At 40.5% G+C, this 24,482-nt stretch carries 21 protein-coding genes and 1 pseudogene; 13 read left to right on the top strand and 9 right to left on the bottom strand.

Annotated features, from left to right (window positions below):
• Nucleotides 1-208: 208 nt before the first annotated feature.
• Nucleotides 209-505, bottom strand: a pseudogene (locus tag Aba26S_RS05185) (hypothetical protein); the annotation flags it as partial.
• A gap of 251 nt (nt 506-756) precedes the next feature.
• Between Aba26S_RS05185 and mnmG the strand changes: the two are divergent.
• The 3 genes from mnmG to Aba26S_RS05170 all read left to right on the top strand — a co-directional run bounded on the left by mnmG (nt 757) and on the right by Aba26S_RS05170 (nt 3,597).
• Nucleotides 757-2,637: a tRNA uridine-5-carboxymethylaminomethyl(34) synthesis enzyme MnmG gene (gene mnmG, locus Aba26S_RS05180; RefSeq protein WP_043970467.1), complete on the top strand. Its 1,881-nt coding sequence runs from the start codon at nt 757-759 to the stop codon at nt 2,635-2,637.
• Between the two features lie 111 nt (nt 2,638-2,748).
• Nucleotides 2,749-3,081, top strand: a complete 333-nt coding sequence (locus Aba26S_RS05175; RefSeq protein ID WP_043970466.1) for a multidrug efflux SMR transporter — start codon at nt 2,749-2,751, stop codon at nt 3,079-3,081.
• A gap of 174 nt (nt 3,082-3,255) precedes the next feature.
• Nucleotides 3,256-3,597, top strand: coding sequence for a DUF5713 family protein (locus Aba26S_RS05170; protein WP_043970464.1), 342 nt, complete (start codon nt 3,256-3,258; stop codon nt 3,595-3,597).
• Between the two features lie 67 nt (nt 3,598-3,664).
• Here the strand turns inward: Aba26S_RS05170 and Aba26S_RS05165 are convergent, their stop codons facing one another.
• The 4 genes from Aba26S_RS05165 to Aba26S_RS05150 all read right to left on the bottom strand — a co-directional run bounded on the left by Aba26S_RS05165 (nt 3,665) and on the right by Aba26S_RS05150 (nt 8,010).
• Entirely contained in the window at nt 3,665-4,288 is a 624-nt protein-coding gene (locus Aba26S_RS05165; protein WP_043970462.1) for a sterol desaturase family protein, read from the bottom strand.
• Between the two features lie 96 nt (nt 4,289-4,384).
• A complete protein-coding gene (locus Aba26S_RS05160) occupies nt 4,385-5,386 on the bottom strand; it encodes an AraC family transcriptional regulator (RefSeq protein ID WP_043970460.1) in 1,002 nt (333 codons plus the stop codon).
• A 168-nt stretch (nt 5,387-5,554) separates the two neighbouring features.
• The gene (locus Aba26S_RS05155) at nt 5,555-5,782 is read right to left on the bottom strand and encodes a DUF6500 family protein (protein WP_005242407.1); all 228 of its coding nucleotides are present in this window, start codon (nt 5,780-5,782) and stop codon (nt 5,555-5,557) included.
• A 155-nt stretch (nt 5,783-5,937) separates the two neighbouring features.
• On the bottom strand, nt 5,938-8,010 hold the full coding sequence (locus Aba26S_RS05150; RefSeq protein WP_043970458.1) for a TonB-dependent siderophore receptor: 2,073 nt from the start codon (nt 8,008-8,010) through the stop codon (nt 5,938-5,940).
• A 284-nt stretch (nt 8,011-8,294) separates the two neighbouring features.
• Between Aba26S_RS05150 and Aba26S_RS05145 the strand changes: the two genes are divergently transcribed.
• The 4 genes from Aba26S_RS05145 to Aba26S_RS05130 all read left to right on the top strand — a co-directional run bounded on the left by Aba26S_RS05145 (nt 8,295) and on the right by Aba26S_RS05130 (nt 13,754).
• Entirely contained in the window at nt 8,295-10,496 is a 2,202-nt protein-coding gene (locus Aba26S_RS05145) for a TonB-dependent siderophore receptor (protein WP_043970456.1), read from the top strand.
• Between the two features lie 314 nt (nt 10,497-10,810).
• Nucleotides 10,811-10,996: a hypothetical protein gene (locus tag Aba26S_RS05140; RefSeq protein WP_005242401.1), complete on the top strand. Its 186-nt coding sequence runs from the start codon at nt 10,811-10,813 to the stop codon at nt 10,994-10,996.
• A gap of 326 nt (nt 10,997-11,322) precedes the next feature.
• A complete protein-coding gene (locus Aba26S_RS05135) occupies nt 11,323-12,642 on the top strand; it encodes an NCS2 family permease (RefSeq protein ID WP_005242399.1) in 1,320 nt (439 codons plus the stop codon).
• 113 nt (nt 12,643-12,755) lie between these two features.
• The gene (locus Aba26S_RS05130; RefSeq protein WP_043970455.1) at nt 12,756-13,754 is read left to right on the top strand and encodes an adenosine deaminase; all 999 of its coding nucleotides are present in this window, start codon (nt 12,756-12,758) and stop codon (nt 13,752-13,754) included.
• Between the two features lie 44 nt (nt 13,755-13,798).
• Here Aba26S_RS05130 and Aba26S_RS05125 read toward each other — a convergent pair whose 3' ends face one another.
• Entirely contained in the window at nt 13,799-14,353 is a 555-nt protein-coding gene (locus tag Aba26S_RS05125) for a cytochrome b (protein ID WP_005242394.1), read from the bottom strand.
• A gap of 224 nt (nt 14,354-14,577) precedes the next feature.
• On the opposite strand from Aba26S_RS05125, the gene Aba26S_RS05120 reads away from it, so the two are divergent.
• Together Aba26S_RS05120 and rnhB are read left to right on the top strand one after the other, a co-directional pair.
• A complete protein-coding gene (locus tag Aba26S_RS05120; RefSeq protein WP_005242392.1) occupies nt 14,578-14,961 on the top strand; it encodes a hypothetical protein in 384 nt (127 codons plus the stop codon).
• Between the two features lie 388 nt (nt 14,962-15,349).
• The gene (gene rnhB / locus Aba26S_RS05115; protein ID WP_043970453.1) at nt 15,350-15,916 is read left to right on the top strand and encodes a ribonuclease HII; all 567 of its coding nucleotides are present in this window, start codon (nt 15,350-15,352) and stop codon (nt 15,914-15,916) included.
• Between the two features lie 57 nt (nt 15,917-15,973).
• Here rnhB and csrA read toward each other — a convergent pair whose 3' ends face one another.
• The 3 genes from csrA to alaS all read right to left on the bottom strand — a co-directional run bounded on the left by csrA (nt 15,974) and on the right by alaS (nt 20,511).
• Complete coding sequence (gene csrA / locus Aba26S_RS05110; protein WP_043970450.1) at nt 15,974-16,237, bottom strand: carbon storage regulator CsrA; 264 nt, start codon at nt 16,235-16,237, stop codon at nt 15,974-15,976.
• Between the two features lie 236 nt (nt 16,238-16,473).
• Nucleotides 16,474-17,754: an aspartate kinase gene (locus Aba26S_RS05105; protein WP_005242387.1), complete on the bottom strand. Its 1,281-nt coding sequence runs from the start codon at nt 17,752-17,754 to the stop codon at nt 16,474-16,476.
• Between the two features lie 66 nt (nt 17,755-17,820).
• The gene (gene alaS, locus Aba26S_RS05100) at nt 17,821-20,511 is read right to left on the bottom strand and encodes an alanine--tRNA ligase (protein WP_171248919.1); all 2,691 of its coding nucleotides are present in this window, start codon (nt 20,509-20,511) and stop codon (nt 17,821-17,823) included.
• 257 nt (nt 20,512-20,768) lie between these two features.
• Here alaS and Aba26S_RS05095 point away from each other — a divergent pair, with 257 nt between their 5' ends.
• From Aba26S_RS05095 to Aba26S_RS05080, 4 genes are all read left to right on the top strand, one after another.
• A complete protein-coding gene (locus Aba26S_RS05095; protein ID WP_043970447.1) occupies nt 20,769-21,794 on the top strand; it encodes a type I glyceraldehyde-3-phosphate dehydrogenase in 1,026 nt (341 codons plus the stop codon).
• A gap of 39 nt (nt 21,795-21,833) precedes the next feature.
• Nucleotides 21,834-22,157 carry a hypothetical protein gene (locus Aba26S_RS05090; protein WP_043970445.1) on the top strand — a complete coding sequence of 108 codons (324 nt, stop codon included), beginning with the start codon at nt 21,834-21,836 and terminating at the stop codon, nt 22,155-22,157.
• A 139-nt stretch (nt 22,158-22,296) separates the two neighbouring features.
• Nucleotides 22,297-23,100, top strand: coding sequence for a shikimate dehydrogenase (locus Aba26S_RS05085; RefSeq protein ID WP_043970443.1), 804 nt, complete (start codon nt 22,297-22,299; stop codon nt 23,098-23,100).
• Between the two features lie 168 nt (nt 23,101-23,268).
• Complete coding sequence (locus tag Aba26S_RS05080) at nt 23,269-24,435, top strand: ATP phosphoribosyltransferase regulatory subunit (RefSeq protein ID WP_043970442.1); 1,167 nt, start codon at nt 23,269-23,271, stop codon at nt 24,433-24,435.
• Nucleotides 24,436-24,482: the final 47 nt, after the last annotated feature.

The following is a 24,482-nucleotide window of genomic DNA, read 5'->3' as shown; positions in this document are numbered from 1 at the left end:
TGTGAGTATTGTAATGGATTCGGGTCGATTAAAGGGATTATAAAATAGACAGATTACAATTTTAAGATGAAATATTGTGGACACATGCACGCTATTATATTGTTTTTTATATTTTATGGAAAAGAAAAAGAAGGTCTTCACGACCTTCTTTTATAGTTTGTATCAAGAAAACATATCGTTGTGTGGCCAAATAAGGCAGGACTTACTGACTAACGGGACGAGGTGCCGATTGTGTTTCTGAGATACGGCTTTGTGTATCTACTGCGGCATTTGAAGCAGGCATTGGTGGCTGGAATACTAATTTACCTGCTGCATTGGGCTCGCATGACCCATTGAAAACAACGCCTTTATATGCGAATGACACAGGTGTACCTTGTTTTTTACCTTTACAAACCTGTTCATATTTTTTTGCCTGCTGGTCTTGGGTTGCCTTAGTCCCTGCATGTGCAGCTACGCTAAAACAAAGACTACAAATAAGAGATGACAATAAAAGCTTGGTGTTCATATCATTTTCCTAAAGTATTTGTTATTCACTATTAGGATAAAAAATTGACCAAATAAAACAGTGGTGTTCCAGTTAATAGTGATGAATGGCTGTGTGGAGTCTAAGAGAAAAATGCAACATAAGGTTTCTTTTTGTATATTTTGTAGTCAGAACAGTCGCTTGTAATCAATAACAATCTTGACTGTTTTTTCCAAATTAATTGAAAACTCCTGTATAATGCTCTGTCATTTTTTGAATACACATTTACCACTATGCACTATCCTAAAGTTTACGACGTTATCGTAATTGGCGGCGGACACGCAGGTACGGAAGCAGCGCTTGCTGCGGCACGTATGGGAAGACAAACATTATTGTTAACGCATAATATTGAAACTTTGGGGCAGATGAGCTGTAACCCAGCGATTGGTGGTATTGGTAAATCACATCTTGTCCGTGAAATCGATGCGCTCGGTGGTGCCATGGCACTTGCAGCGGATAAAGGTGGTATTCAATTCCGTATTCTAAATTCCCGTAAAGGGGCGGCTGTGCGTGCAACACGTGCCCAAGCGGACCGTGTTCGTTATAAAGCTGCGATTCGCGATACGCTAGAAAATCAGGCCAATCTGGACATCTTCCAACAAGCTGCTGATGACCTAATTGTTGAAGGCGATACCGTTAAGGGTGTTGTGACGCAAATGGGGATTCGTTTCGACACTAAAACAGTGGTGTTGACGACAGGTACGTTCTTGGGTGGAGTGATCCATGTTGGTTTACAAAACTCTAGTGGTGGCCGTGCAGGCGATCCACCATCGATTGCTTTGGCGCACCGTTTGCGCGAGCTTAAACTTCCTGTTGGGCGCTTAAAGACCGGGACACCACCACGTATTGATGCTCGCACTGTCGACTTTTCGGTGATGACCCCTCAACCGGGTGATTTCCCATCTCCTGTCATGTCATTTATGGGTGATGCGTCAATGCACCCTGAGCAAGTGAATTGCTATATCACGCATACCAGTGAAAAAACCCATGAAATTATTCGTGGCGGACTTGATCGTTCACCAATGTATACTGGTGTGATCGAAGGTGTAGGGCCACGCTATTGCCCATCGATTGAAGATAAGATTCATCGTTTTGCTGATAAAGATTCACATCAAGTGTTCTTGGAACCAGAAGGTTTGGATACGCATGAACTATATCCAAACGGGATTTCGACCTCTTTGCCATTTGACGTACAGTTCAATTTGGTTCGTTCGATCCGTGGTATGGAAAATGCACATATCTTGCGTCCAGGCTATGCAATTGAATATGACTATTTTAATCCACAGGCATTGAAATTCACACTTGAAACCAAGGCGATTCAAAATCTGTACTTTGCTGGTCAAATCAACGGGACTACCGGTTATGAGGAAGCAGGTGCACAAGGTTTGCTTGCGGGCTTAAACGCGGCACGCCGTGCGTGGGAACAAGAAGAATGGACACCAAAACGTGATCAAGCTTATATGGGTGTATTGGTTGATGACCTTATTACTTTAGGGACAAAAGAACCGTACCGTATGTTCACCTCACGTGCGGAATACCGTTTGATGTTGCGTGAAGACAATGCTGATCAGCGTTTAACGTCTATTGGTCGTGAACTGGGTCTGGTTGATGATGAGCGTTGGGCTGCTTATAGCGAAAAAATGGAAGCAGTTGAGCGTGAAACCTCTCGCTTACAACATCTATGGGCTGCACCAAACAATCCAATGGGAAAAAAGTTCATTGAAATGACAGGTGCTGATCTTAGTAAAGAATGTAGTGCGATCGATTTATTAAAACGCCCAAATATCAACTTTGCTCAAATTGCCGAATTAACGGGTTCAGACGTGTCTGAACATGTGGGTGAGCAAATTGAAATTGCAGTGAAATACCAAGGTTATATTAATCGTCAACATGAAGATGTTGCACAATTAAAGCGCCTTGAAGAAACCAAAATTCCAGCTGATTTTGAATATGAGGGTATTTCAGGTTTGTCACGTGAAATTACCTTAAAATTGAAAACAGTTCGTCCAGAAACACTGGCGCAGGCAAGCCGTATTCCGGGTGTAACACCAGCAGCTGTACAGTTATTGATGATCACGATCCGTAAAAATAATATGGCAAAGAAGTCAGCTTAATTTTGTTTTAAACTTGTTGACATCAATATTAAAAAACACCCTTTATCATAAGGGTGTTTTTTTCTTGTATATATCATTGGGTCGGCTGTATTGATGGTGGGAGATAGGTAAATGAGCAATTGGGTTATTTTATTCATTGCTATTACTGCGGAAGTGATTGCAACATCAGCCTTAAAAAGCAGTGAGGGTTTTACCAAACCACTTGCTTCAATTGTTGTCGTGGTGGGCTATATCATCGCATTTTATTGTTTGTCATTAACATTGAAAACCATTCCTGTGGGCGTTGCTTATGCGATCTGGTCTGGGGTGGGTATCGTTTTGATTACTACTGTTGCGTGGTTTGTATTTGATCAAAAACTAGATGTTTGGGGCATTATTGGTATTGTGTTGATTATGAGTGGCGTATTGATCTTAAATTTATTGTCTAAAACGAGTTCGCATTAGACCCTAATTTACATGGAATTTTAATTTTCTTTACTCAATTCCCCTCAGCCAGAATCTTAAATTTTTTTGAACAGGATGAGGCTGAGGCTATTCAATTAGCTTATTTAAAAATTGAGCTTTGATAAAAATATATGTTAATTTTATTAAACAATATTAAGAAAAGGATCAAAATAAATGCAGCTTGGTAATCAGAAAATGGCGAACTATTCTTTTTTAGTAGATATGTATGCCGATTCATATTTTCCTAATGATTTAGTCAAGAAAGGTGAGCGAATCCTAATTTCACTATGTCAGCAGATTGAGCTAACGCAACCTAAGACATTAGCTGAGCTATATAAGCTAACGCATGCGGCCACTGAGCAATTCAATGAATTACAAGAAGAGTTTTGGGAGCAGGAGAGTGAAATAGAAACGGCTGCCAGAGAGGCTATTGGTCATGACTTTGATGTTATTGCTGCTGCCTATGGTTTTGAGAATGCTGATAAAGAGGAAATTATTGCAACTCGAGATTGGTAAAGTTGAATAAAACAAGAGAAAAACCGAGTGATTGAGATACTCGGTTTTTTTCTACTCCGCGAACTATCTACAAGCTAACTTCAATCCCATGTTTTAAATTTTGTTGATCAAATTGCGTATTGGCATCAATTTGAGCATACGCTTTAGGCAATAAGCGGCGAGCAGCACGGTTCACCCTTTGCTCTAACCACTTTGGCATGTTGATTGCCAATGGATTGGTTTCTGTCTCTGACGCATCCGTCATCACTCGCGTTCCCATAATATAATCAAACCATGGCTTAGTCACACACCAGTTGGCGTTTTGGTTGCTGGTGATGTGATGATCGTAGTGCCAAGGGATTCTTTTTTTCGCATACTCTGGATCTAGGTGTGATTTGGCATGCACCTTCCAATAATTCCAGATACCATAGTACAACCCTGCGGTAAAGAATGGTGCAACAGGCAGAAAAATCGTAGATGCAGCAGCTAAGCCGATAAGTGCTGATTTTTCATTATACATTTCCGAGTTTTTAAACATCGATTCGGCATAACCTTCATCATAAAAGCGATTTAAACGAGCACGTTTATGGTGAGCAATATGGGTAAAGAATGGACTATTTCTATTTTTGCTTGGAAATTCATGTAACCATACTTTGTGAAAATACCATTCCATACCATTAGCAATAAAAATACCGACTGGAAAACCGATCATGAGAGATTACCTTGTAATACATGGTTCGGATTTTAAGACGGTTTGAAGGAATTATTTTGACCCATCTGGCAGCTTTTATCAGCCTGTTAAATCAATTCAAACTTGTTTGCGTTGACGATACGCCGTAGGTGTTTCACCAGTCCAGCGTTTAAATGCTCTGGAAAATGCTGATGGTTCAGAAAAGCCAGTGAGATAAACAATCTGGTCGATGCTTTCTTCGGTTTGAGAAAGTAATCGTCGTGCCAGACGTTCCCGATAATGCGCGATGACTTTTTCATAGCTGGTATTTAACAGTTGTAAATCAGCCCTTAAACTACGCCCACTGCGTCCTAAATACTCAGCAATGATGTTCTGATCAAATTCACCAGATTCTAGTAAACCACTGGCCAAGATTTTTTCGATTTCGTTTATAAGCTGGTGTTTGTTTAGTAACTCAAGCTGTGCGGCAGCATGGTGTTCATGTACTTTTAACAGTTCAGGTTCATGTGCAGCAGAGGGGGTTGCTAATTGAGTCTGATCAAAGCAAATGTAGCCATTACTTTGGCCGAGCCTGACTGGACATCCCCATACTTTTTGATATTCCTCTTGATGCGCACCATTAGGGTAAGGGAGACCAATTTCAGTGGGTGTAAAAGTTCCTTCGCTGATGTATTTAAAAAAATTGAGTAAAATCCCAATCGCACATTCCAAGTAATGCCGTACAGGGTGATTGAGACCTGAGATCGTCGCTGTTGTTTCGCTAATGAGGTCGAGTTGGAAGGACATCGCGTCGGTAAGTAAGGCTTGATAACGGATGGTACGTTTTAAACCTTCACCAAACGTGGGGCTGCTCAAAAAAAGATATTCAATCACTTGTCCGCGAAATGGTGGAATATTCGCACCAATATGTAAGCCAATATCAGAGTCTTGACTGATCTGTTGCGCTGCTTGCCAAAAACGCTGTTGGGTGGCGTTGTCCCGTCGAACAAATTTATCAGGGGACTGATCAGGTAAATGAACACGAGCAAAAATAGCGGCGGCATCCAGATCCATTTTTTGCATGGTTTGATAGACCATCCATAAAAAGATACCTGCATCACTGGTTTTTCTTGAAGTCATAAAACAGGATAAAGATGTGTTTTGAAATAATATACGCTGTTCTTTTTAATATAGAAATAGAGCGAGTTTAAATTCGAGCAAGGAAGGTACTTATGTGAAGATAAATACTTTGTTAATTATGCTTACTCAGTCATTTCAACAGTGTTATCAAAGTGTCGTGTATGAGCCTTAGAGGCAATCGGATTTAGCTAAAACCAATGTTTTAATCTTGCTGGCTTTTTCAAAATGGTCCAGTCGATGTTCCATGATCCACCAGTGGGCAGCTTCCATCAGACGTTCAGGATCATCATTTTTATTGGCGAAAAATGCATAAAAAGAAAGCCCGACGTTTTCGCCTTTTTTTGCTATTTTTTCATCGCAGACTTCGATGATTTTGGCTTTTAATTCAGCTCTCATATTGCTCTAGATTCTGAAGGATAAATTTGGCAGAAGAGCGTAACATTTTTAATACAAGTGATTGTTATCATTTGGTTTAAGCGTTCCGCTGGAATTAAAAAAGCCAGTGTGGATCAACTGGCTTTAAGTATTTGAATCATTTTAAGAGAGTTGGCTTAAAACTTTTTCTCTAAGGTCAACTGGAAGGACGGAATACTCTCATTGATTCGCGCTTGATAGAGGCTACCATCGACTTGGTTGGTTAAGCGCTCTTTATAGTGAGTACTTAATAGGTTATTGAGATTGAGGCTGGCTGCCCAGCCATGAGTAAAACGTTTGGTTGCACTGAGGTCTAAACTGAAACGCTGATTGGTGGTTCTATCATAGGGCTGACCATCCAAAGCTCGCGTAAATTCAGGGGTATAACTGACATTCATACTGGATGATAGTTGCCATGGCTTATAGCTATAGGATAAGCCTGCACTGGTATTATAAGGTGCTACATCGCTGACCAGACGCTCATTATGCTGCCCATCTTCAATTTTGGCGCGAATCGTCGATAGTTGTCCATTAAGCATAAATGAATGCCCAGTTTCGGTTTGTTTTAGCGCATAGCGTCCAGAGAGTTCAACCCCATAAGTCGTGGCCTGATCTTGGTTTTGTGGTCGTTCCACAAAACGTGTACCTTCCAGTGCGATGACTTTCTCGATGTAATCTTTAATTTCACGATGATACGCGGTTAGGCTGATACCACCACTGGCGGAGTCATAGGCAAGGGTTGATTCGGCTGCACGAATTTTTTCTGGTCTTAGATTTGGATTACCACCACGATCAGGATTATTCAGGCTACCTGCATCACTATCGGTTGAGACAGTAACATTCGGGACAAGCCGATCTGTATTGGGGCTTTTAAATGCTTGGCTTAAGTTGGTCTGAATTGACCATTGTTCAGTCAGGTCAAAACGGTATGCCAAAACAGGACTGAGATGCTGATCTTGATAATCGACCAAGCCAGAACGGTTGAGCCATTCTTGACGGGCCCCTAAAGTCAAGGTTTGACGCTCGGTGAAACGCCAACTGCCTTCAGCATAAACAGCATAACGTTGCTCATCTAGGCTTTTACTGACATTGCTGTCCAGTTCATTACTACGGGTATCAAAACCAAATTTGACTTGGCGATCTTTATCTAACTTTCGTACACCATCATAAGCAAACCCATACTGGTTCACGGTTTCATCTGTATAGATAGTGCTGGCTAGAGAGCGAGTCCGTTGTGTCTCCGTTTGACGCTCGACAGAGAGTCGAATCTTATCACTCAGGTCTTTATCTTTACGTTCATAACGGGTGTTTAAACGAATACTATCATTCTTGTCATCCTGAGTTTGATTGGCCGAATAGCCATCCATTTTGATATTGCGATAGAACAATTCTGCAATCAGTTTTTGTTGGTCATCCAGATCATATTGCAAACGGGGAGAGAACATTTGCATGGTACGGTTAGTGGTACGAAGTTGCTCACGCGTTCCTGCTGCCGTTTCTGTCTTGGTGACCGAGGTGTTATCCATCCACATTTGATTGGCTGAAACACTGTATGACCACTGGTTTTCACGCCCATCCGCTTGAATGTTAATTTGTTTGCGTTCAGCTTGTTGTTCACCGCTATCACGTAAACCATAGCCTATTTTTACTGTGCCGTTTAAACGGGTATCTAGCGGTTCTTTCAAAATAATATTGATCACGGCAGAGGAGGCGACCGAAGCCTGTGCGACACTCGGCTGTTTGATGACTTCGATTCGTTCGATCATTTCCGGAGTGATGGTATCAATGACAGACATACCGCCACGTGGGCCACCTTGAACAGGTTCGCCGTTGACTAAAAAAGTGGGCGCGCCACCACCACGAAAGCGCATTCCCGAAGCGCCACTGCCACCGCGAGGACCTTGTCCAAAAGCGGGAATCTGAAAGCCAGCAGCGCGTCGTAATGCATCCATAACTGATTGATCCCCATATTGAAGCATTTCTTCACGGGTAATAACCGTTTTAGGTACGGCACTAATGTCATCATCTTTTACTTTTTTAGGCTCTGCTGAAGCTTTGAATGAAAGTGTTGGCAAAACTTGTGTATTTGATTCTGAGGGGGTGGAAGAGGGAGCCTCAGGCTGAGGCTCAGATGCAAAAATTGAAGCACTGATACTCAATAACGCTGTACTCAGCACACTGAGCTTTCCACAATAAACAGAATATTTCATTCTAAAACCCCAAAAAAAGATCAAATTATTTTGGCTGTAGCCTAATGTAAAATTGTGTAGAAAAATGGAATTTATAAGGACTAACTCAAAGATTTAAAAAATATTTTTAGAATTTTTCAGAAGACTAAAAAAGCAAGCCTTTATTTTAAATGAATAATAAATGGCCTGTTTAGTTAAAATTTAATGTAAAAAATGATGAAAATGAGAATGATTTTTATTAAAATTGTAATTGTTTTTTATTTTTAATCTTTTTTTAATTTTTGTCTGAATTTTTTGAGAATTTTATGCGTTATTTTTATCCAACTTTGATGGGCAAGCCTGCTTTTAAATTTAGCTTGCTTAGCTTGATGCTCCTCCAGGCCCAATATGCTGCTGCAAATGAGGCCACGTCATCAACTGCCGTGATGCCAACCATTAAAATTGAAGCAATGAGTGAGCTTGATCCGATCAAAAGCTATATCGATTATGATCAGGCAAGTGTCACCCGTAATGGCCTCAAGAAAAAAGACATTCCGCAAACCATCGATACGATCGATGTGCAAAAATATAAAATTTATGGGTCTAATGATCTGAGTGTCATGCTACAGGGGACGCCAGGGGTATCAACCAGTTATGACATGCGTGGTGATGGAATTAATCTAAGAGGCTTTAATGCGGATAGTGGCGATATTTATCGTGATGGTATCCGTGAAAGTGGTCAGGTTCGCCGTAGTACTGCAAATATTGAACGTATTGAAATATTAAAAGGCCCTGCATCTGTACTTTATGGCCGTAGTTCAGGTGGTGGAGTCATCAATATGGTTAGTAAGTTCGCCAATTTTGATTCAAAAAGCTCAGTGGGGATTTATGCTGGTTCATATGATAACTATGGAACAACAGTTGATTTAAACCAAGTGCTCACAGATAACGTTGCTGTTCGCTTAACTGGCGAATATGGCGAATCGAATAGCTTCCGTTCGGGTATCGAAAATAAGATTGAGATGCTTTCACCAAGTTTTACCTATAAAAATGATGAAGGTCTAACTTGGACCATGCAGTATACCTACGACAAATTGCATCGCGTGCCAGATCGTGGCCCCTCTTATACGGCACTTCCAAAAGGAACTTCGATTAAAACAGGTTTTGCTCAAGACGGCGACTATGTGAATGATGTTTTACAAGTTGCACGTTCTGACCTGAATTACGAGTTTGCACCCAACTGGAATTTTCATTGGGCACTCAGTTATCGCCAAGCAGAGCAAAACTTTGACCACTTCTATGCGGGTGGTTTATGTAAGACAGACGGTACAGCAATAACAAATGCGGGTACATGCAAAGGCCATGTTGGTGATATTTCGCAAATTTATTATTGGCAGAAAACTGATAATAAAACCACCAGCAATACTTTTGATATTCGTGGCGAATTTGGTACAGGCCGTATTAAGCATAATCTATTGGTCGGTGCAGACTGGACTTATGAACAGCGGGAACCACTTTTAGCCAATAAGAAAGATGGTGCTGCTATTTATGGTTATGTTAATCCGCTAACAGGTGAAAGAAGTAGTTCAAGAGGTTCTGGCAACTTAATCTTAAATACACATAATTATAATCAAGGCGAAGGTTATGGCGTGTTTATTCAAGACCTTATCAGTTTTAATGATTATTTTAAAATGATGTTGGGCGGTCGTTATGACTACTATCAGTCTGAAACAACCAATCGTTTAAAATCAAGTGAAGCTCTGGATTATTATCGTAGTATTGAGGGTGAAAGTTTTAGCCCAAATATCGGTTTTATTTGGCAACCCGTAGAGAGTCAGAGTTTTTATGCATCTTATAGCAAGAGCTTTGCGCCATTTGGTGGGAGAGTAGGAGTAAATGTTGTCTCTGCAAATACAGATGTAGATACATTTGATGCGAAACCACAATACAATGAGCAATATGAGGTGGGTGTAAAAAGTGATTGGCTAAATGATCGTTTAAATACCCAGTTTTCTGTGTTTGACATTCGTAAGAACAATATCCGCTATCAACCAAATCCTGACAATATGCCAAATGAATGGGCTGTGGGTGGTCAGCATCAATCTAAGGGGATTGAATTTAGCTTTATTGGACGTGCTTTAGACAATCTTTTTGTGCGTGGTGGTTATAGCTATATGGATACCGAGGTTACTAAAGATCCTAAACAGCAAAATGTTGGGAAAGAATTAAATAACACACCTCGTCATACAGGGAATCTTTTTGTTCGTTATCTTCCAATCGATAAAGTTTATGGTGAGGTGGGAGCAACCTATGTTGGAGATGCCAAAATCTATCCAAATGGTAACTTGGATCGACAACCAACCGATTTTGCAGGTTTTACACGTTTAGATGCGGCAATTGGGTATAGCGCTAATCCTTGGAACATTACTTTAGCTGTGAATAATTTGACCAATAAAGAGTATTGGCGTTCAGAATCTATGCCAGGCACGCCACGTAACTTTTTAGTGCGTTTGAACTACCAGTTCTAAGCTAAATAGTTGTTGTGACGTTGAGCACTTTTCTAAGGGAAAGTGCTCTTTTGTTTTTACATACTGAAAATAAACTATTTTTTCTACAAGAAAGATGTGATTTATATCTATCTTATTGAATTATATAAAATGTAATTGCTAAAAAAACTGGAATATTCTAATATTTGATTGAGCGAAAATTAAGCGGAAAAATTATTAAAATAGCTATATAATTGTGATGTAGTTATCATTTGTGATTTTAATATGCGTTTTTGTTCTCGTTTACCTTCTTTTTTGTTAGCATTAAAGAAAACTTTATAATAGAGATAATAATAATGAAGATTAAAATTGCGATTGCTTTGGCCTTTTTTGTGTTCATTTTGGGTTATGTTGCTTATGTGGATGCCCAAGCGAAGAAACGTCAAGAGCTACTAAAAATTGTTCAAGATGCTGAAAACAGCTTGAACACAATACAACATAATCCGCATACGCATTTATCCTCATATCAGCGTAGTCATTAGTTTTGGTACGGTATATGAGACTATTCTTAACTCAATGAACCGAGATTGAGCATGAAATGCGCTTTTTTTGTATTGAGCTACTCAAGTTTTGAATAGAATCTGTTAAAATATTTGCCATTCAATAAAAAGCTGCATCTTGTTATGCGGCTTTTTACGTTTTGATATCGGAATCGGATTTATACATATTCTCTGCGTAGCAAGTGCAAAGCTGGCATATAGATTGCTTCTCGCCTTGCGTACCTTTTTGTGTACATTCAAAAAAGATTGCAAACACAAACGTATAGATTTCACATTCTACGATCTTAGATTTCAACAGGTGCTATGTTATGACAACGCCTAATGCTTCGGCTGGTTTGCTAGAACGCTTATTTAAATTGAGCGATAACAAAACCAACTTTAGAACAGAAGTTCTAGCAGGTGTAACTACATTTCTAACGATGTGTTACATCATCATTGTAAACCCACTCATTCTCTCTGAAACAGGCATGGATCATGGTGCTGTGTTTGTTGCGACCTGTTTGGCTGCAGCAATTGGGTGTTTGGTCATGGGGATTATTGCGAATTATCCAATCGCACTTGCACCTGGTATGGGCTTAAATGCCTATTTTACCTATTCTGTCTGTTTGGGCATGGGCGTGCCTTGGCAAACTGCATTAGCTGCTGTTTTTGTCTCAGGGATTATCTTCCTTGCGATCAGCTTCTTCAAAATTCGTGAAGCAATCGTCAATGCAATTCCAATGTCACTTAAATTTGCCATTGGTGGTGGTATTGGTTTGTTCTTGGCATTGGTTGCCTTGAAAAACTCGGGCATTATCGTGGCAAACCAAGCGACTTTGGTTGGCCTTGGCGATATTAAACAACCAACCGTATTGCTTGCTTTATTTGGTTTCCTGCTCATTGTGATGCTGCATCAGTTTAAAGTACGAGGTGCGATTATCATCAGTATCTTGGCTGTGACAGCAATTGCAACAATGATGGGATTAAATGACTTTAAAGGTGTGGTTGGGGAGATTCCTTCGATTGCACCAACATTCATGCAAATGGATTTTGAAGGTCTATTTACTGCCAGTATGGTCGGCGTGATTTTTGTATTCTTTATTGTCGATTTATTTGATAGTACGGGTACTTTGGTTGGGGTGTCGCACCGTGCAGGATTACTGCAAGATGGTAAGTTACCACGTTTGAAGAAAGCACTTTTTGCTGATTCAACCGCAATTGTTGCTGGCGCAGCATTAGGAACTTCATCAACAACGCCTTATATTGAGTCGGCTTCGGGCGTTGCCGCTGGTGGTCGTACAGGTTTAACGGCTGTGGTGGTTGCTTTCCTGTTTATTGGCTGTTTGTTCTTGGCACCTTTGGCGCAATCTGTACCTGGTTTTGCAACAGCACCTGCATTATTGTTCATTGGCGTGCTAATGATCCAAGGGATTACCAACATTGATTGGGATGATATCACTGAAGCAGTTCCAGCATTTTTAACCATCGTATTTATGCCATTTGCTTATTCAATTGCAGATGGTATTGCAATGGGCTTTATTAGCTATGCTCTAGTGAAATTGTTAACAGGCAAGGCCAAGACAGTACCGTATATGGTTTGGATCATTGCTGCGCTTTGGGTATTTAAATTTGCTGCATTTGGCGGTTAATCCAATCTTTATTATTCTTTAATAATTCTTTGCTTGAATTGCTGTTTAAGCAAAGAACCCGAAAAGGGTGTCCATATTGGTTACACCCTTTTTTCTTTAGACGTGGAGTTACTATGAATCAAATCGAGCTGATTCGTGCTTTACCCAAAGCCGAATTGCATGTGCATATTGAAGGGACATTTGAACCAGAACTGATGTTTGCTATTGCACAGCGTAATCAGATTCAGATTCCTTATCAATCTGTGGAAGAAGTGAAGCAAGCCTATAACTTCCATAATCTTCAATCATTTCTTGATATCTACTACGCTGGTGCAAACGTGCTGGTACATGAACAAGATTTTTATGATCTTGCTTGGGCATATTTCGAAAAATGTGCTGAAGATCGTGTGGTACATACCGAAATGTTCTTTGATCCGCAAACGCATACTGAGCGTGGGGTTGAGTTTGCAACCGTGTTGGCGGGGTTAAAACGTGCGTGTAAGGATGCTCAGGACAGATTAGGGATTAGTTCTCAGTTGATCATGTGTTTCTTGCGTCATTTAAGCGAAGAAAAGGCCTTTGAAACGCTTGAGCAAGCTTTGCCATTCAAAGATGACATTATTGCAATTGGTCTGGACTCAAGTGAAGTCGGGCATCCACCATCGAAATTTGAACGTGTTTTTGCCAAAGCGCGTGAGGCAGGATTCTTGATTGTGGCGCATGCCGGTGAAGAAGGCCCACCAGAATATATCTGGGAAGCGTTAGATTTGCTGAAAGTGAATCGTATTGACCATGGCGTACGTTCAGAAGAGGACGAGCGTTTGATGACACGTTTAATTGCTGAAAAAATGCCTTTGACCGTGTGTCCTTTAAGTAATTTAAAACTCTGTGTCGTAAATGATATGGCTGATCACAACATCCGTCGTTTATTGCAGAAGGGTGTGCATGTCACTGTGAACTCGGATGATCCTTCGTATTTCGGTGGTTATATGAATGATAACTTTGTTGCAATTCAGCAGGCTCTGGATTTGAGCAATGATGAATTAAAACAATTGGCAATTAATTCTTTTGAGGCTTCATTCATTTCTGATGATGAAAAACAAAAGTGGATTGCAGAAGTGAAAAAGATCTAAATTAAAAAAAACCGCGTTAAGCGGTTTTTTTTAAAGCCTAAAATTTATTTAGGCTGGCGTAACATGCTAAGTAACACATTATCTTTATCAATCAGGTGATGTTTAATGGCAGCTAAAGCATGTCCAGCCACCAGTAAACCCGCAAACCAAGAGAGGTAGATGTGTAAAGGTTTTACAATGGCGAGCAAGTCTGGATTGTCTTGCACTAAGCGTGGAATTTCGAATAAGTACAAGACTGGTGCGGGATGCCCGGCACTCCAGCTAAATAAACAGCCTGTAATTGGAAGTGCAAGCAGCATTAAATAAAGCAAGAAATGTCCAACATGTGCCAAGGTTTTCATCATTGGTGACATGGTATCGGGAAGTTGTGGGACAGGGTGGGTATAGCGCCAAAAAATACGGATAACGACCAGAAAGATAATGGTGGTGGCGATATTTTTATGTAGGGTAATCACATTGCCCTTAAGGCTTCCATCAACGTCATAACTGAGGAAGTTACCACTATAGAAACCAATCAACCAGGCGACAATGAAAATAGCAGCCATGAGCCAATGAATAACTTGTGCCGTGCGAGTGTAATATTGTGCTGAGCTTGACATTGCAACATCCTGGCTTTGTTATAGGTAATTATTTTTAATAATAGATATCCCGTTGAGGTTCTCCTACAGTGTAAATGTAACGGAGCGTTTTATGCTTGGAACGGTCAAAAGGGTAATCTTAAGTTATAATTGTTATATTATGTAAAGATTAGCTAGAGTCATATCATAAAATGTGCCGTTTAGGCACAATACGCCTGCCAAAATTTAGATACAGGTTAGAAATCATGAAAAAGTTGGTGCTTATTGTTGCCCCTGTTGTTTTAGCTTTAACAGGATGCGTTACGCCAAATGGCAGTAACTCTGCAGGAACAACTTCTCAGCAGCTTGGTATGGCTGCACTAAAAGTTGCTGTAAATGCAAAATGTATTAATGAAATCAATACTCTTCCAGCATGGAAGACAGCGACACGTTTGATGACAACCGAACAACGTGACAATATCCAGACTGAAGTATGTGGTTGTGTCAGCGAAAAAGCGCCAAATAGCGTTACAGCTGTTGAATTGGCTACTGCTGCAATTGATCCGACTGCACGTGCAACGATTGTGACTCAAGTAGTTTCACAGACCGTAAATGCTTGTGTTGCAGAGACGTTAAAGAAAGCAAGTTAAGCGGAAAAGGCTGAGTTATCAGCCTGCTTCTTGAAAATCACACATTGCGTAGAATGGATGTGTGAGAATGCTATGAGTACACCGAATAAAAGACCTGAAAATTGGTCAAATTTAATGTGCTCCAGCGCATATTTCAAAACCATATCTACAACGATAAGATTGACCAAGACTGAGTTAATTGGTTGGGCAGCATGTCTCTACCCAAGCTTATAGTGTATTTAATCACTTTGAATGTAGTTCAACAGCACTAGTCAGGGTATGTATGGCTTTGTCATTTGATTTAAGGCCGGATAAAAATCTGAATAAGATGGAGATGGAGATGGAGATGGAGATGGAGATGGAGATGGCTATGAGATATGTGAATTGAAGATGTGAATGGAAAGATGAAATGAGAGTTGCTGGTGTGGATGAGGCGGGACGAGGCCCTTTGGTGGGTTCTGTTGTCGCTGCCGCAGTTATTTTAGACCCAAATAATCCGATTGAAGGTTTGAATGATTCTAAAAAGTTGACCGAAAAAAAACGGGAAAAGCTTTTTGTTGAAATTCAGGAAAAAGCACTTGCTTGGTCAATTGCCGAAGCAACTCATGCTGAAATTGATGAGCTCAATATTTTACAAGCCACTTTTCTGGCAATGCGTCGTGCAGTTGAAGCATTGGATACTCCACCCGTAAAAGTGATCGTGGATGGTAATCAAATTCCAAAAGGAATAACGATTCCATGTGAAGCGATTGTAGGAGGGGATGCCAGTCATGCAGAGATCAGTGCTGCAAGTATTTTGGCTAAAGTGACACGTGATCGTCAGATGCAAGAACTTGATCAGCAATTTCCAGATTATGGTTTTGCTAAACACAAAGGATACCCAACTAAAGCACACTTTGAAGCGATTGCGGCCCATGGTGTGATTGAGCAACATCGTCGTAGCTATGGTCCAGTGAAGAAAGCTTTGGGATTGTAAAAATAATTAAAGCGACTAAGGATAGTCGCTTTAATTATTTGAGAAGAATTCTGCGCATTAACGATTGAAGTTATTATGACGAGGGAACTCGTTATTCTCTTCTTCATAAGAATGTTGATAATCTTGATCAAGATGTTGCAGATGCTCATGCATGGCACGTTCATGGTGGATGCGTTGGTAAATTTCCTCACGATGTACAGAGACTTCTTTTGGAGCATTTACACCAATACGCACTTGATTGCCTTTTACGCCAAGCACAGTAACACTGACTTGATCCCCAATCATTAATGTTTCTCCGACACGACGGGTCAGAATCAGCATGTTTATCTCCTTGCTAAACGCTTAAACTTGCGACAGGGAATTCATTGTTTGAAAGCACAGCCTAATATACAGAAAATTCTAACAGAAATATGTAAAAAACATTCTTTTTCGTAAGTTCTGTGAGAATTTTCTTAAAACCTCAGAGCTAATATAACAGAGCCACTATAAAAAAAACTATAGTGGCTCTGTTTTTTTTCTTATTTACTTGCGAGTAAATATGTTTAAGCAGCTAATAATTAAGCACGAGCGCTACTTTCACCGTGTTCACGATCTAGGCCAAAAGCTGTATGTAAACAACGAACTGCTAGCTCTAAATAGTTTTCTTCGATGATGACAGACACTTTGATTTCTGATGTAGAAATCATGAGAATATTAATGCTTTCTTCGGCTAAAGCAGTGAACATTTTACTCGCGACACCAGCATGAGAGCGCATACCTACACCGACGATTGACACTTTTACAATGTCGTCACGGGTCACAACTTCACAACCTTCAATGCTATTTGCTGTTTGTTCTAAAATCGCTTTTGCTTTCGCTAAGTCGTTGCGATTTACAGTAAAAGTAAAATCAGTTGTACCATCTTCTTCAACATTTTGGATAATCATATCCACTTCAATGTTGGCATCACTAATTGGTGACAAGATTTTAGACGCAATACCCGGTTCGTCTGGAACACCCAAAATTGTTAATTTTGCTTCGTCACGGTTAAATGCAATGCCTGCAATGATTGGTTGTTCCATGTCGTCTTCTGCCTCAGTGGTAATTAGTGTGCCTACATTTTGTTTGAAATCTTCGTCAAATGCACCATCGTTTTCATTATCAAAACTCGATAATACACGTAATGGAACTTGATATTTGCCTGCGAATTCAACAGAGCGAATTTGTAACACTTTTGAGCCTAAAGATGCCATTTCCAGCATTTCTTCAAAAGAGATACGGTCAACTTTTTTTGCTTTTGGTGCAACTCGTGGGTCAGTAGTGTAAACACCATCTACATCGGTATAGATTTGGCATTCATCTGCTTTCAAGGCTGCTGCAAGTGCAACACCAGAAGTATCAGAACCACCACGACCTAAAGTGGTGATATTGCCATTGGCATCATAACCTTGGAAACCAGCAACGACGATGACACGACCTGCATCTAAATCAGCCGTCATAACATCAGTATCAATTGATTCAATACGTGCTTTAGTAAACGCGCTGTCGGTTTTAATCCCAACTTGACGACCTGTATATGACTTCGCTTCTACGCCAATTGAATTCAGTGCCATTGCTAACATGGAAATCGTTACTTGTTCACCCGTTGACACCATTTGATCTAATTCACGTGGGTCAGGGGTGCTGGTAATGGCCTTGGCAAGCGCAAGTAGGCGGTTGGTTTCACCACTCATTGCTGAAACAACCACGACCACTTTGTGACCATGATCATGCCAACGCTTGACACGACGAGCAACATTTAAAATGCGCTCAGGAGTACCCATAGAAGTACCGCCATATTTCTGTACGATTAATGCCATAGTTGTTCCATATAAGCCATGACCCTGAGAGGCATCAGGGTCAGTTACACAAAAGTGAAGTCTTGATTATTGTTCAAGCCAAGCAGGTAATGCTGCAATCACTTGATCAAACTTCTCGTTTAGTGGCGCGCCACCTTGTGCTAAGTCAGGTTTGCCACCACCTTTACCACCTAGCTCTTGAGCCAAGTGTTTGATGATGTCACCTGCTTTTAGAGTTGCAGTATATTGTTTAGCGACAGAGGCGATTAAACTCACTTTATCACCTTCAACGCCAGCTAAAATAATGACTGCATCTTCCAATTTTGATTTCACGCTATCGTGCAAATTGCGTAATGATTTGGCATCTAAACCTTGTACCGTGGTAATCAACGTTTGACGACCGGCAATGTCTTTCACTTGATCCAGGAGTTCTGCTGCTTGGAAGCTGGCTAACTTTTGATTCAGTTGTTCGATTTGCTTTTGTAAGCTAGAAGCAGTTTCAACAATTGCTTCAACTTTTTCTACTGTTTGATCTTTCTGTGCTTTTAATAAGCCATTGATCGTTTGGATATCTGTTTCAGCTTTTTGAACGACTTCAAGTGCTTTAGTACCCGTCACGGCTTCAATACGACGAACGCCCGCAGCAACACCACCTTCAGAAGTGATTTTGAACAGGCCGATGTCACCTGTACGCTTCACGTGAATACCACCACACAGTTCGATTGAGAAGTTTTTCTCGTCAATTACTGAACCCATAGACAGTACGCGAACTTCTTCACCATACTTTTCACCGAACAGCATCATCGCACCTTTGGCTTTGGCTGTTTCGATATCAAGCAACTCAGTACTTACCGCAGTATTGGCAATAACTTCGGCATTGACTAAGCGCTCAATTTGTTGCAATTGTTCAAATGAAACAGGTTGGTCATTGGCAAAGTCAAAACGTAAAATATCGCTCGCAACCAAAGAACCTTTCTGCTGCACATGCGCACCTAGAATCTGGCGTAAAGCAGCGTGTAAGAGGTGAGTTGCAGAGTGGTTGCGTGCTGTTGCTGCACGAATATCCGCTTTAACCGTCGCGTCTACGTTCTGAGTCGCTTTGAGGTTACCCATAGTCACGATACCTTGGTGTACAAAAGCGCCACCAGATTTTTTAGTATCTTGAACTTCAAAGATACCAGTATCATTTTTGAATAGACCTGTGTCACCGATTTGACCGCCACTTTCTGCATAGAAAGGGGTTTGGTTCAATACGATAAGCGCTTCGTCGCCTTCATTGATTTCATCAACTTGAACGCCATCTTTATAGATTGCAACAATTTGACCTTGACCCTGAGTCGAATCATAGCCATCAAATTGAGTTTCGCCTTCAACTTTGACAATGCTGTTATAGTCAACTGCGAATTTACCTGCATCACGCGCACGTTGACGTTGTGCTGCCATCTCTACTTCGAAACCGGCTTCATCAATGGTCAGATCACGTTCACGTGCGATATCAGCTGTTAAGTCTGTCGGAAAACCATAAGTATCGTAGAGTTTGAATACAGTTTCACCTGGAATGACATTACCTTTCAGTTGAGCCAATTCACCTTCGAGCAATTTTAAGCCTTGCTCAAGTGTTTTCGCGAATTGTTCTTCTTCTTTTAGCAATTGTGCTTCGATACGCGCTTGCTGTGCAGCAAGTTCTGGATAGGCATCGCCCATCACTTCAATCAGCGGTTGCAACATCTTATAGAAGAATGAACCGGTTGCGCCTAGCTTGTTACCATGACGGACCGCACGACGAATGATACGACGCAATACATAACCACGACCTTCGTTTGAAGGGTTAACACCATCAGCAATCAAGAATGAACATGAGCGAGCATGGTCAGCAATGACTTTTAATGAAGCTGGGTATTCAACTGGTTTATTTTGAGCTTTCGCTTCTGCTTCAATTGCAGTGGTATCTAGACCAATGATGTCAGCCGCAGCTTTTAATAAGTGTTGGAACAGGTCAATTTCATAATTTGAATTGACATGTTGCAGTACAGCCGAAATACGCTCCAAGCCCATACCTGTATCAACAGAAGGTGCTGGAAGAGGGTGCATGACACCATCTGCAGTACGGTTGAACTGCATGAAAACGTTGTTCCAGATTTCGATGAAACGGTCGCCATCTTCTTCAGGCGTGCCTGGTAAGCCACCCCAGATATGGTCTCCATGATCAAAGAAAATTTCAGAACATGGACCACATGGACCGGTGTCACCCATAGCCCAGAAGTTGTCTGATGCGTATTGACCACCTTTATTGTCACCAATACGGATAATACGTTCAGCATCGATTCCGATTTCTTTATTCCAGATATCAAATGCTTCATCATCGGTGTGATAAACCGTGACATATAAGCGATCTTTCGGTAAGCCTAACCACTGTTCGCTGGTCAAAAATTCCCAAGCAAATTTCAGCGCATTTTGTTTGAAATAATCACCGAAAGAGAAGTTACCTAACATTTCAAAAAAGGTATGGTGACGTGCGGTATAACCGACATTGTCGAGGTCATTGTGTTTCCCGCCGGCGCGGACACACTTTTGTGATGAAACAGCACGTACATAATCGCGCTTTTCTAAACCTAAGAAGCAATCTTTAAACTGGTTCATACCAGCATTGGTAAACAGCAAAGTTGGGTCGTTGGCGGGAACCAGAGAACTCGAAGCGACACGTGTATGCCCTTGCGATTCGAAATAACGCAAAAATGCTTCACGGATTTCAGCTGATGTCATAAAGCGAGTACTCACAACCAAGACACTCCATAATTTTGAATTTGGCTATTTGCAACAAGGTACGTTGTGTCTAATGTTCTACAATCGAACCCAGTGCGTGGCATAGATTTTAAAAGTGCTAAATTATAACGGAAAATACCCGCCTCACCAACGATTTTACAAGCAATATCATATAAAACTGTGTTTAAGCTAAAAATCTATATTCAACAATGCGCTTGATGTTTTACCATATAGCATAGAAAAGATGATGTTTTGATGAAGAAGGACGCTACATGCAACGTATCGCTATCAATGGATTTGGTCGAATTGGTCGGAATGTATTACGTGCGTGGTTTGAGAGTCCTAAGCAATTTCAGTTTGATATCGTTGCCATTAATGATATTGCTGATGTGCAGACCTTGGTGCATTTATTCAAATATGACACCACGCATGGGCGTTTTGCCGGAAAAATTGAGATTCAGATTGAAAACCAGCATATTTTTCTGAATATTCAGTCCAACCAACGCCAGTTAAAGCTACAGGTTTTTAAACAGGCCCAGCCTGAATTATTACCGTGGGCAAACTTAGATATTGATGTAGTACTTGAATGTACAGGTTTATTCCGCTCACGGGTTGATGCCACTCGTCATGTTGAAGCGGGTGCGAAGCGAGTGATTATTGGTGCTGCACCTTTTGATTCGGTCGATGCGGCGATTGTCTATGGTGTCAATCACAACGAGGTTAAAGCCTCAGATCAAATTATTTCTAGTGTTTCATGTACTACACAGGCATTGGTACCATTGGTCAAAATTATTGATGATGCCTTTGGTATTGATACGGCATTAATGACAGAAATCCATGCAGTTACGGCAGATCAATCGGTATTGGATCATGCGCATCGGGATTTACGTCGTGCACGTGCGTCTGGGCAAAATATTATTCCAACCACATCAAGTGCCTTGGGTGCATTGAAGCAGGTCATGCCGAAAATGGAAGATCGGATCAATGGTTATTCCATTCGTGTACCGACCATTAATGTGGCAGCGATTGATCTTACTTTTGTTTCACATTCGCCGATTACCGTGCATAAAATCAATGAAGTTTTGAGCAAAGCTGCACAATTTGATTATGCGCAGATTATGCAAGTGACAGATGAAGATCTGGTTTCGAGTGACTTTAATCATTCACCGTATTCTCTAATTGTTGATTTAACCCAGACCATGGTGGTGGGGCATCAAGCAAAAGTTTTTGCGTGGTATGATAATGAATGGGGATATGCAAATCGCTTGCTGGATTTGTGTGAATCTTTTTGTAATTAATATTTTAAATAAGATATAAATAATAATGTGGGGTATTGCATGACATTGATGTTTGTTTGGGGATTTATTGCTGTTTTATTGTTGGCGGTGGCTTTTTTATTCTGGTTTCAGTATAAAAATGTAGAAGCACCAAACCAAGATATTCAGGTGTTACACCTAGAAGAAAAAGTGCTGCATCTGGAATTACACCTGAAAAAGAGTCTGGAAATCATGCAGGATCTCGCTAAAAAGATGCATGTACAACAAGAAGTTTTGGATCGAACTGTGGCAAATATTGCTGCATTGGAAAAGCAGAATGTTGAGCTGGTGAATGTTTTGGAGGTGTTGATACAGACACCTAAAAATCTTAAAGATGATAGCTAAGTTTAAAATTTGAATCTTGAGACTTAGTATTTAGTAGTAAAAATAAGCTCATTTGTAAGATTATGTGGAGCGAAACCCAAGGTGGAACTTAAGTAGGTTCTATTTTTAATATAATACTAATAAAAATAAGGGGATTAAATTGATCAATATAAATGGGAAAACAAAGTTAATCGTTTTAATTGGTGATCCGATTGAAAAAGCTAAAACGCCAGAGTTGATGAATCAATTATTAGCAAATAGAGGATTGCTGGGAGAATATATTGCAATTGGTTTTCACATCTCTCCAGAACATTTAAAGGATGCAATAGAAGGCATCAAAAAAATTCATAACTTTGTTGGAGCAGTTGTGACCATGCCATATAAACAGCAGATTATTTCTTTAATTGATTCATATGAAAGTGAAGTAAAGTTTATCGAAGCATGCAATCTAATCTACCGTCAGCCAGATGCAAGTTTGCATGGATATAACTTTGATGGAGTTGGTTTTGTTGCAGGTCTGAAAAGCAACGGATATGTATTGAAAAATAAGCGCTGCGTTTTGATGGGTGCTGGTGGAGCTGCTTCAGCAATTGCATATGCCTTATTGGCTGAAGAATGTTTGGAACTCAATATTTTGAATCGCTCTCATGAACGGGCTGAAAAATTAAAACATCATCTACAGGCGAAATTTAAAAATATTAAGATCAAAATTAATGAAAAAGTGGTTGAGCATTTTGATTTGCTTATTAATGCAACTCCGCTTGGCATGAATGAAGCAGATCCATTGCCAACGACAGAAGATATAATTAAAAAAGCAAAAATGGTGGCAGAATGTGTTGTAACAGTTGAAAAAACAAAGTTATTAACGCTGGCTGAGCAACACACCCAAATACATTTTGGAAAAGCCATGCTTGAGGGACAGCTCAGTTTAATGCTTGAATTATTTATGCAGAAAAGATGTTGAAAATATGATTTTAAAATTTATACAGCTAAATCCAGATTAGTCTAAATTTTTTGTGCATGGTATTCACTAACGTGTTAGACTTAGAGAAATCGGGCGTACTCCCGATTTTTTTATGTGGTTGCTTTTTGTGTGGATGCTTCCACATTGAACAGATTTTAGGTTTGGAACATGGCCATTTCAGAGACATGGTTGCTCCCTGACGGGGTAGCAGATGTATTGCCAGAACAAGCGCAAGTGGTTGAAACCTTGCGTCGAGAAGCGTTAGATTTCCTCGCAGTTCGAGGTTATCAATTGGTGTATACACCATTTATTGAGTATATCGAATCGCTCTCGTTACTTTCAGAATCTAATCAAGATTTGGATTTAGTTACATTCAAAGTCATTGATCAGCTTTCAGGTCGTCTACTTGGTGTTCGTGCGGATATGACACCGCAAGTGGCACGTATCGATGCTCACGTACGCCCAGTTGAAGGCGTAGCGCGTTATTGCTATGCAGGTTCAGTCTTGCATACCAAACCACAGAATTTTAATGCAACGCGTGCACCATTACAGTTAGGTGCAGAGTTGTATGGTCATGACAGCATTGAGGCCGATGTTGAAATGATCAATGTCATGCTCGCATTAATTGAGCACACTCACACTTTAGAAGGGGCTCACTTAGACCTCGGTCATGTCGGTTTATTCCGTAGTTTGGTGAAACGTGCTGGTTTAAATAAAAATACGGAAAGTGAACTTTCTGATTTATATCAGCGTAAAGCATTGCCAGAGCTTGAGGCGTTTACCCAAGATTTAGCAATGGGTACGGATTTTTATGCATTAGGTCGTTATGCAAGTGACCTTGATGCATTACAGGCGCATTTAAGCCAAGATATTTTAAGCGATGTTGATTTTAAAACTGCATTGGATGCATTGAAATCGACATTGGCGCAAATTCAGTCACGTTGGTCAAATCTGAATATTGGTGTGGATGTCGTTGAATTACGCAGTTATCACTACCATACAGGCTTGATGTATGCCATCTATGCACCCAATCGAGCAGCACCACTGGCTCAAGGTGGGCGTTATGATGGTATTGGTGAGCACTTTGGTCGTGCCCGTCCAGCAACTGGTTTTAGTTGTGATTTATATGCTTTAGGTGCAACTCAGTTTGTTGAAATTGAAACTGTGGTTGCCCCAAAAGGCCAAGACCAAGATTTATTAAATGCAATTGTAGATGCGCGTAGCCAAGGCTTACGTGTGGTGCAATTGTTAGGTAATGATGATTTAAGCTCAGTGCCTTATGCGACCCATCAGTTGGTGTCTCAAAACGGGCAATGGGTGATTGAAAAAATTTAATTGCCAAGTTATTCAGACTTGGTTTCCAATTTTAACAGCATGATGTA

The sequence above is a fragment of the Acinetobacter sp. NBRC 110496 genome (genome assembly GCF_000876115.1).
In the GTDB taxonomy this organism is placed as follows: Bacteria; Pseudomonadota; Gammaproteobacteria; order Pseudomonadales; family Moraxellaceae; genus Acinetobacter.
This window is presented reverse-complemented; position numbering and strand designations above follow the sequence as displayed.

Excerpts from the sequence above, each read along its gene's own strand:
- mnmG (WP_043970467.1), top strand. The coding sequence starts at position 757 with ATGCACTATCCTAAAGTTTACGACGTTATCGTAATTGGCGGCGGACAC.
- Aba26S_RS05175 (WP_043970466.1), top strand. The coding sequence starts at position 2,749 with ATGAGCAATTGGGTTATTTTATTCATTGCTATTACTGCGGAAGTGATT.
- Aba26S_RS05170 (WP_043970464.1), top strand. The coding sequence starts at position 3,256 with ATGCAGCTTGGTAATCAGAAAATGGCGAACTATTCTTTTTTAGTAGAT.
- Aba26S_RS05165 (WP_043970462.1), bottom strand. The coding sequence starts at position 4,288 with ATGATCGGTTTTCCAGTCGGTATTTTTATTGCTAATGGTATGGAATGG.
- Aba26S_RS05160 (WP_043970460.1), bottom strand. The coding sequence starts at position 5,386 with ATGACTTCAAGAAAAACCAGTGATGCAGGTATCTTTTTATGGATGGTC.
- Aba26S_RS05155 (WP_005242407.1), bottom strand. The coding sequence starts at position 5,782 with ATGAGAGCTGAATTAAAAGCCAAAATCATCGAAGTCTGCGATGAAAAA.
- Aba26S_RS05150 (WP_043970458.1), bottom strand. The coding sequence starts at position 8,010 with ATGAAATATTCTGTTTATTGTGGAAAGCTCAGTGTGCTGAGTACAGCG.
- Aba26S_RS05145 (WP_043970456.1), top strand. The coding sequence starts at position 8,295 with ATGCGTTATTTTTATCCAACTTTGATGGGCAAGCCTGCTTTTAAATTT.
- Aba26S_RS05140 (WP_005242401.1), top strand. The coding sequence starts at position 10,811 with ATGAAGATTAAAATTGCGATTGCTTTGGCCTTTTTTGTGTTCATTTTG.
- Aba26S_RS05135 (WP_005242399.1), top strand. The coding sequence starts at position 11,323 with ATGACAACGCCTAATGCTTCGGCTGGTTTGCTAGAACGCTTATTTAAA.
- Aba26S_RS05130 (WP_043970455.1), top strand. The coding sequence starts at position 12,756 with ATGAATCAAATCGAGCTGATTCGTGCTTTACCCAAAGCCGAATTGCAT.
- Aba26S_RS05125 (WP_005242394.1), bottom strand. The coding sequence starts at position 14,353 with ATGTCAAGCTCAGCACAATATTACACTCGCACGGCACAAGTTATTCAT.
- Aba26S_RS05120 (WP_005242392.1), top strand. The coding sequence starts at position 14,578 with ATGAAAAAGTTGGTGCTTATTGTTGCCCCTGTTGTTTTAGCTTTAACA.
- rnhB (WP_043970453.1), top strand. The coding sequence starts at position 15,350 with ATGAGAGTTGCTGGTGTGGATGAGGCGGGACGAGGCCCTTTGGTGGGT.
- csrA (WP_043970450.1), bottom strand. The coding sequence starts at position 16,237 with ATGCTGATTCTGACCCGTCGTGTCGGAGAAACATTAATGATTGGGGAT.
- Aba26S_RS05105 (WP_005242387.1), bottom strand. The coding sequence starts at position 17,754 with ATGGCATTAATCGTACAGAAATATGGCGGTACTTCTATGGGTACTCCT.
- Aba26S_RS05095 (WP_043970447.1), top strand. The coding sequence starts at position 20,769 with ATGCAACGTATCGCTATCAATGGATTTGGTCGAATTGGTCGGAATGTA.
- Aba26S_RS05090 (WP_043970445.1), top strand. The coding sequence starts at position 21,834 with ATGACATTGATGTTTGTTTGGGGATTTATTGCTGTTTTATTGTTGGCG.
- Aba26S_RS05080 (WP_043970442.1), top strand. The coding sequence starts at position 23,269 with ATGGCCATTTCAGAGACATGGTTGCTCCCTGACGGGGTAGCAGATGTA.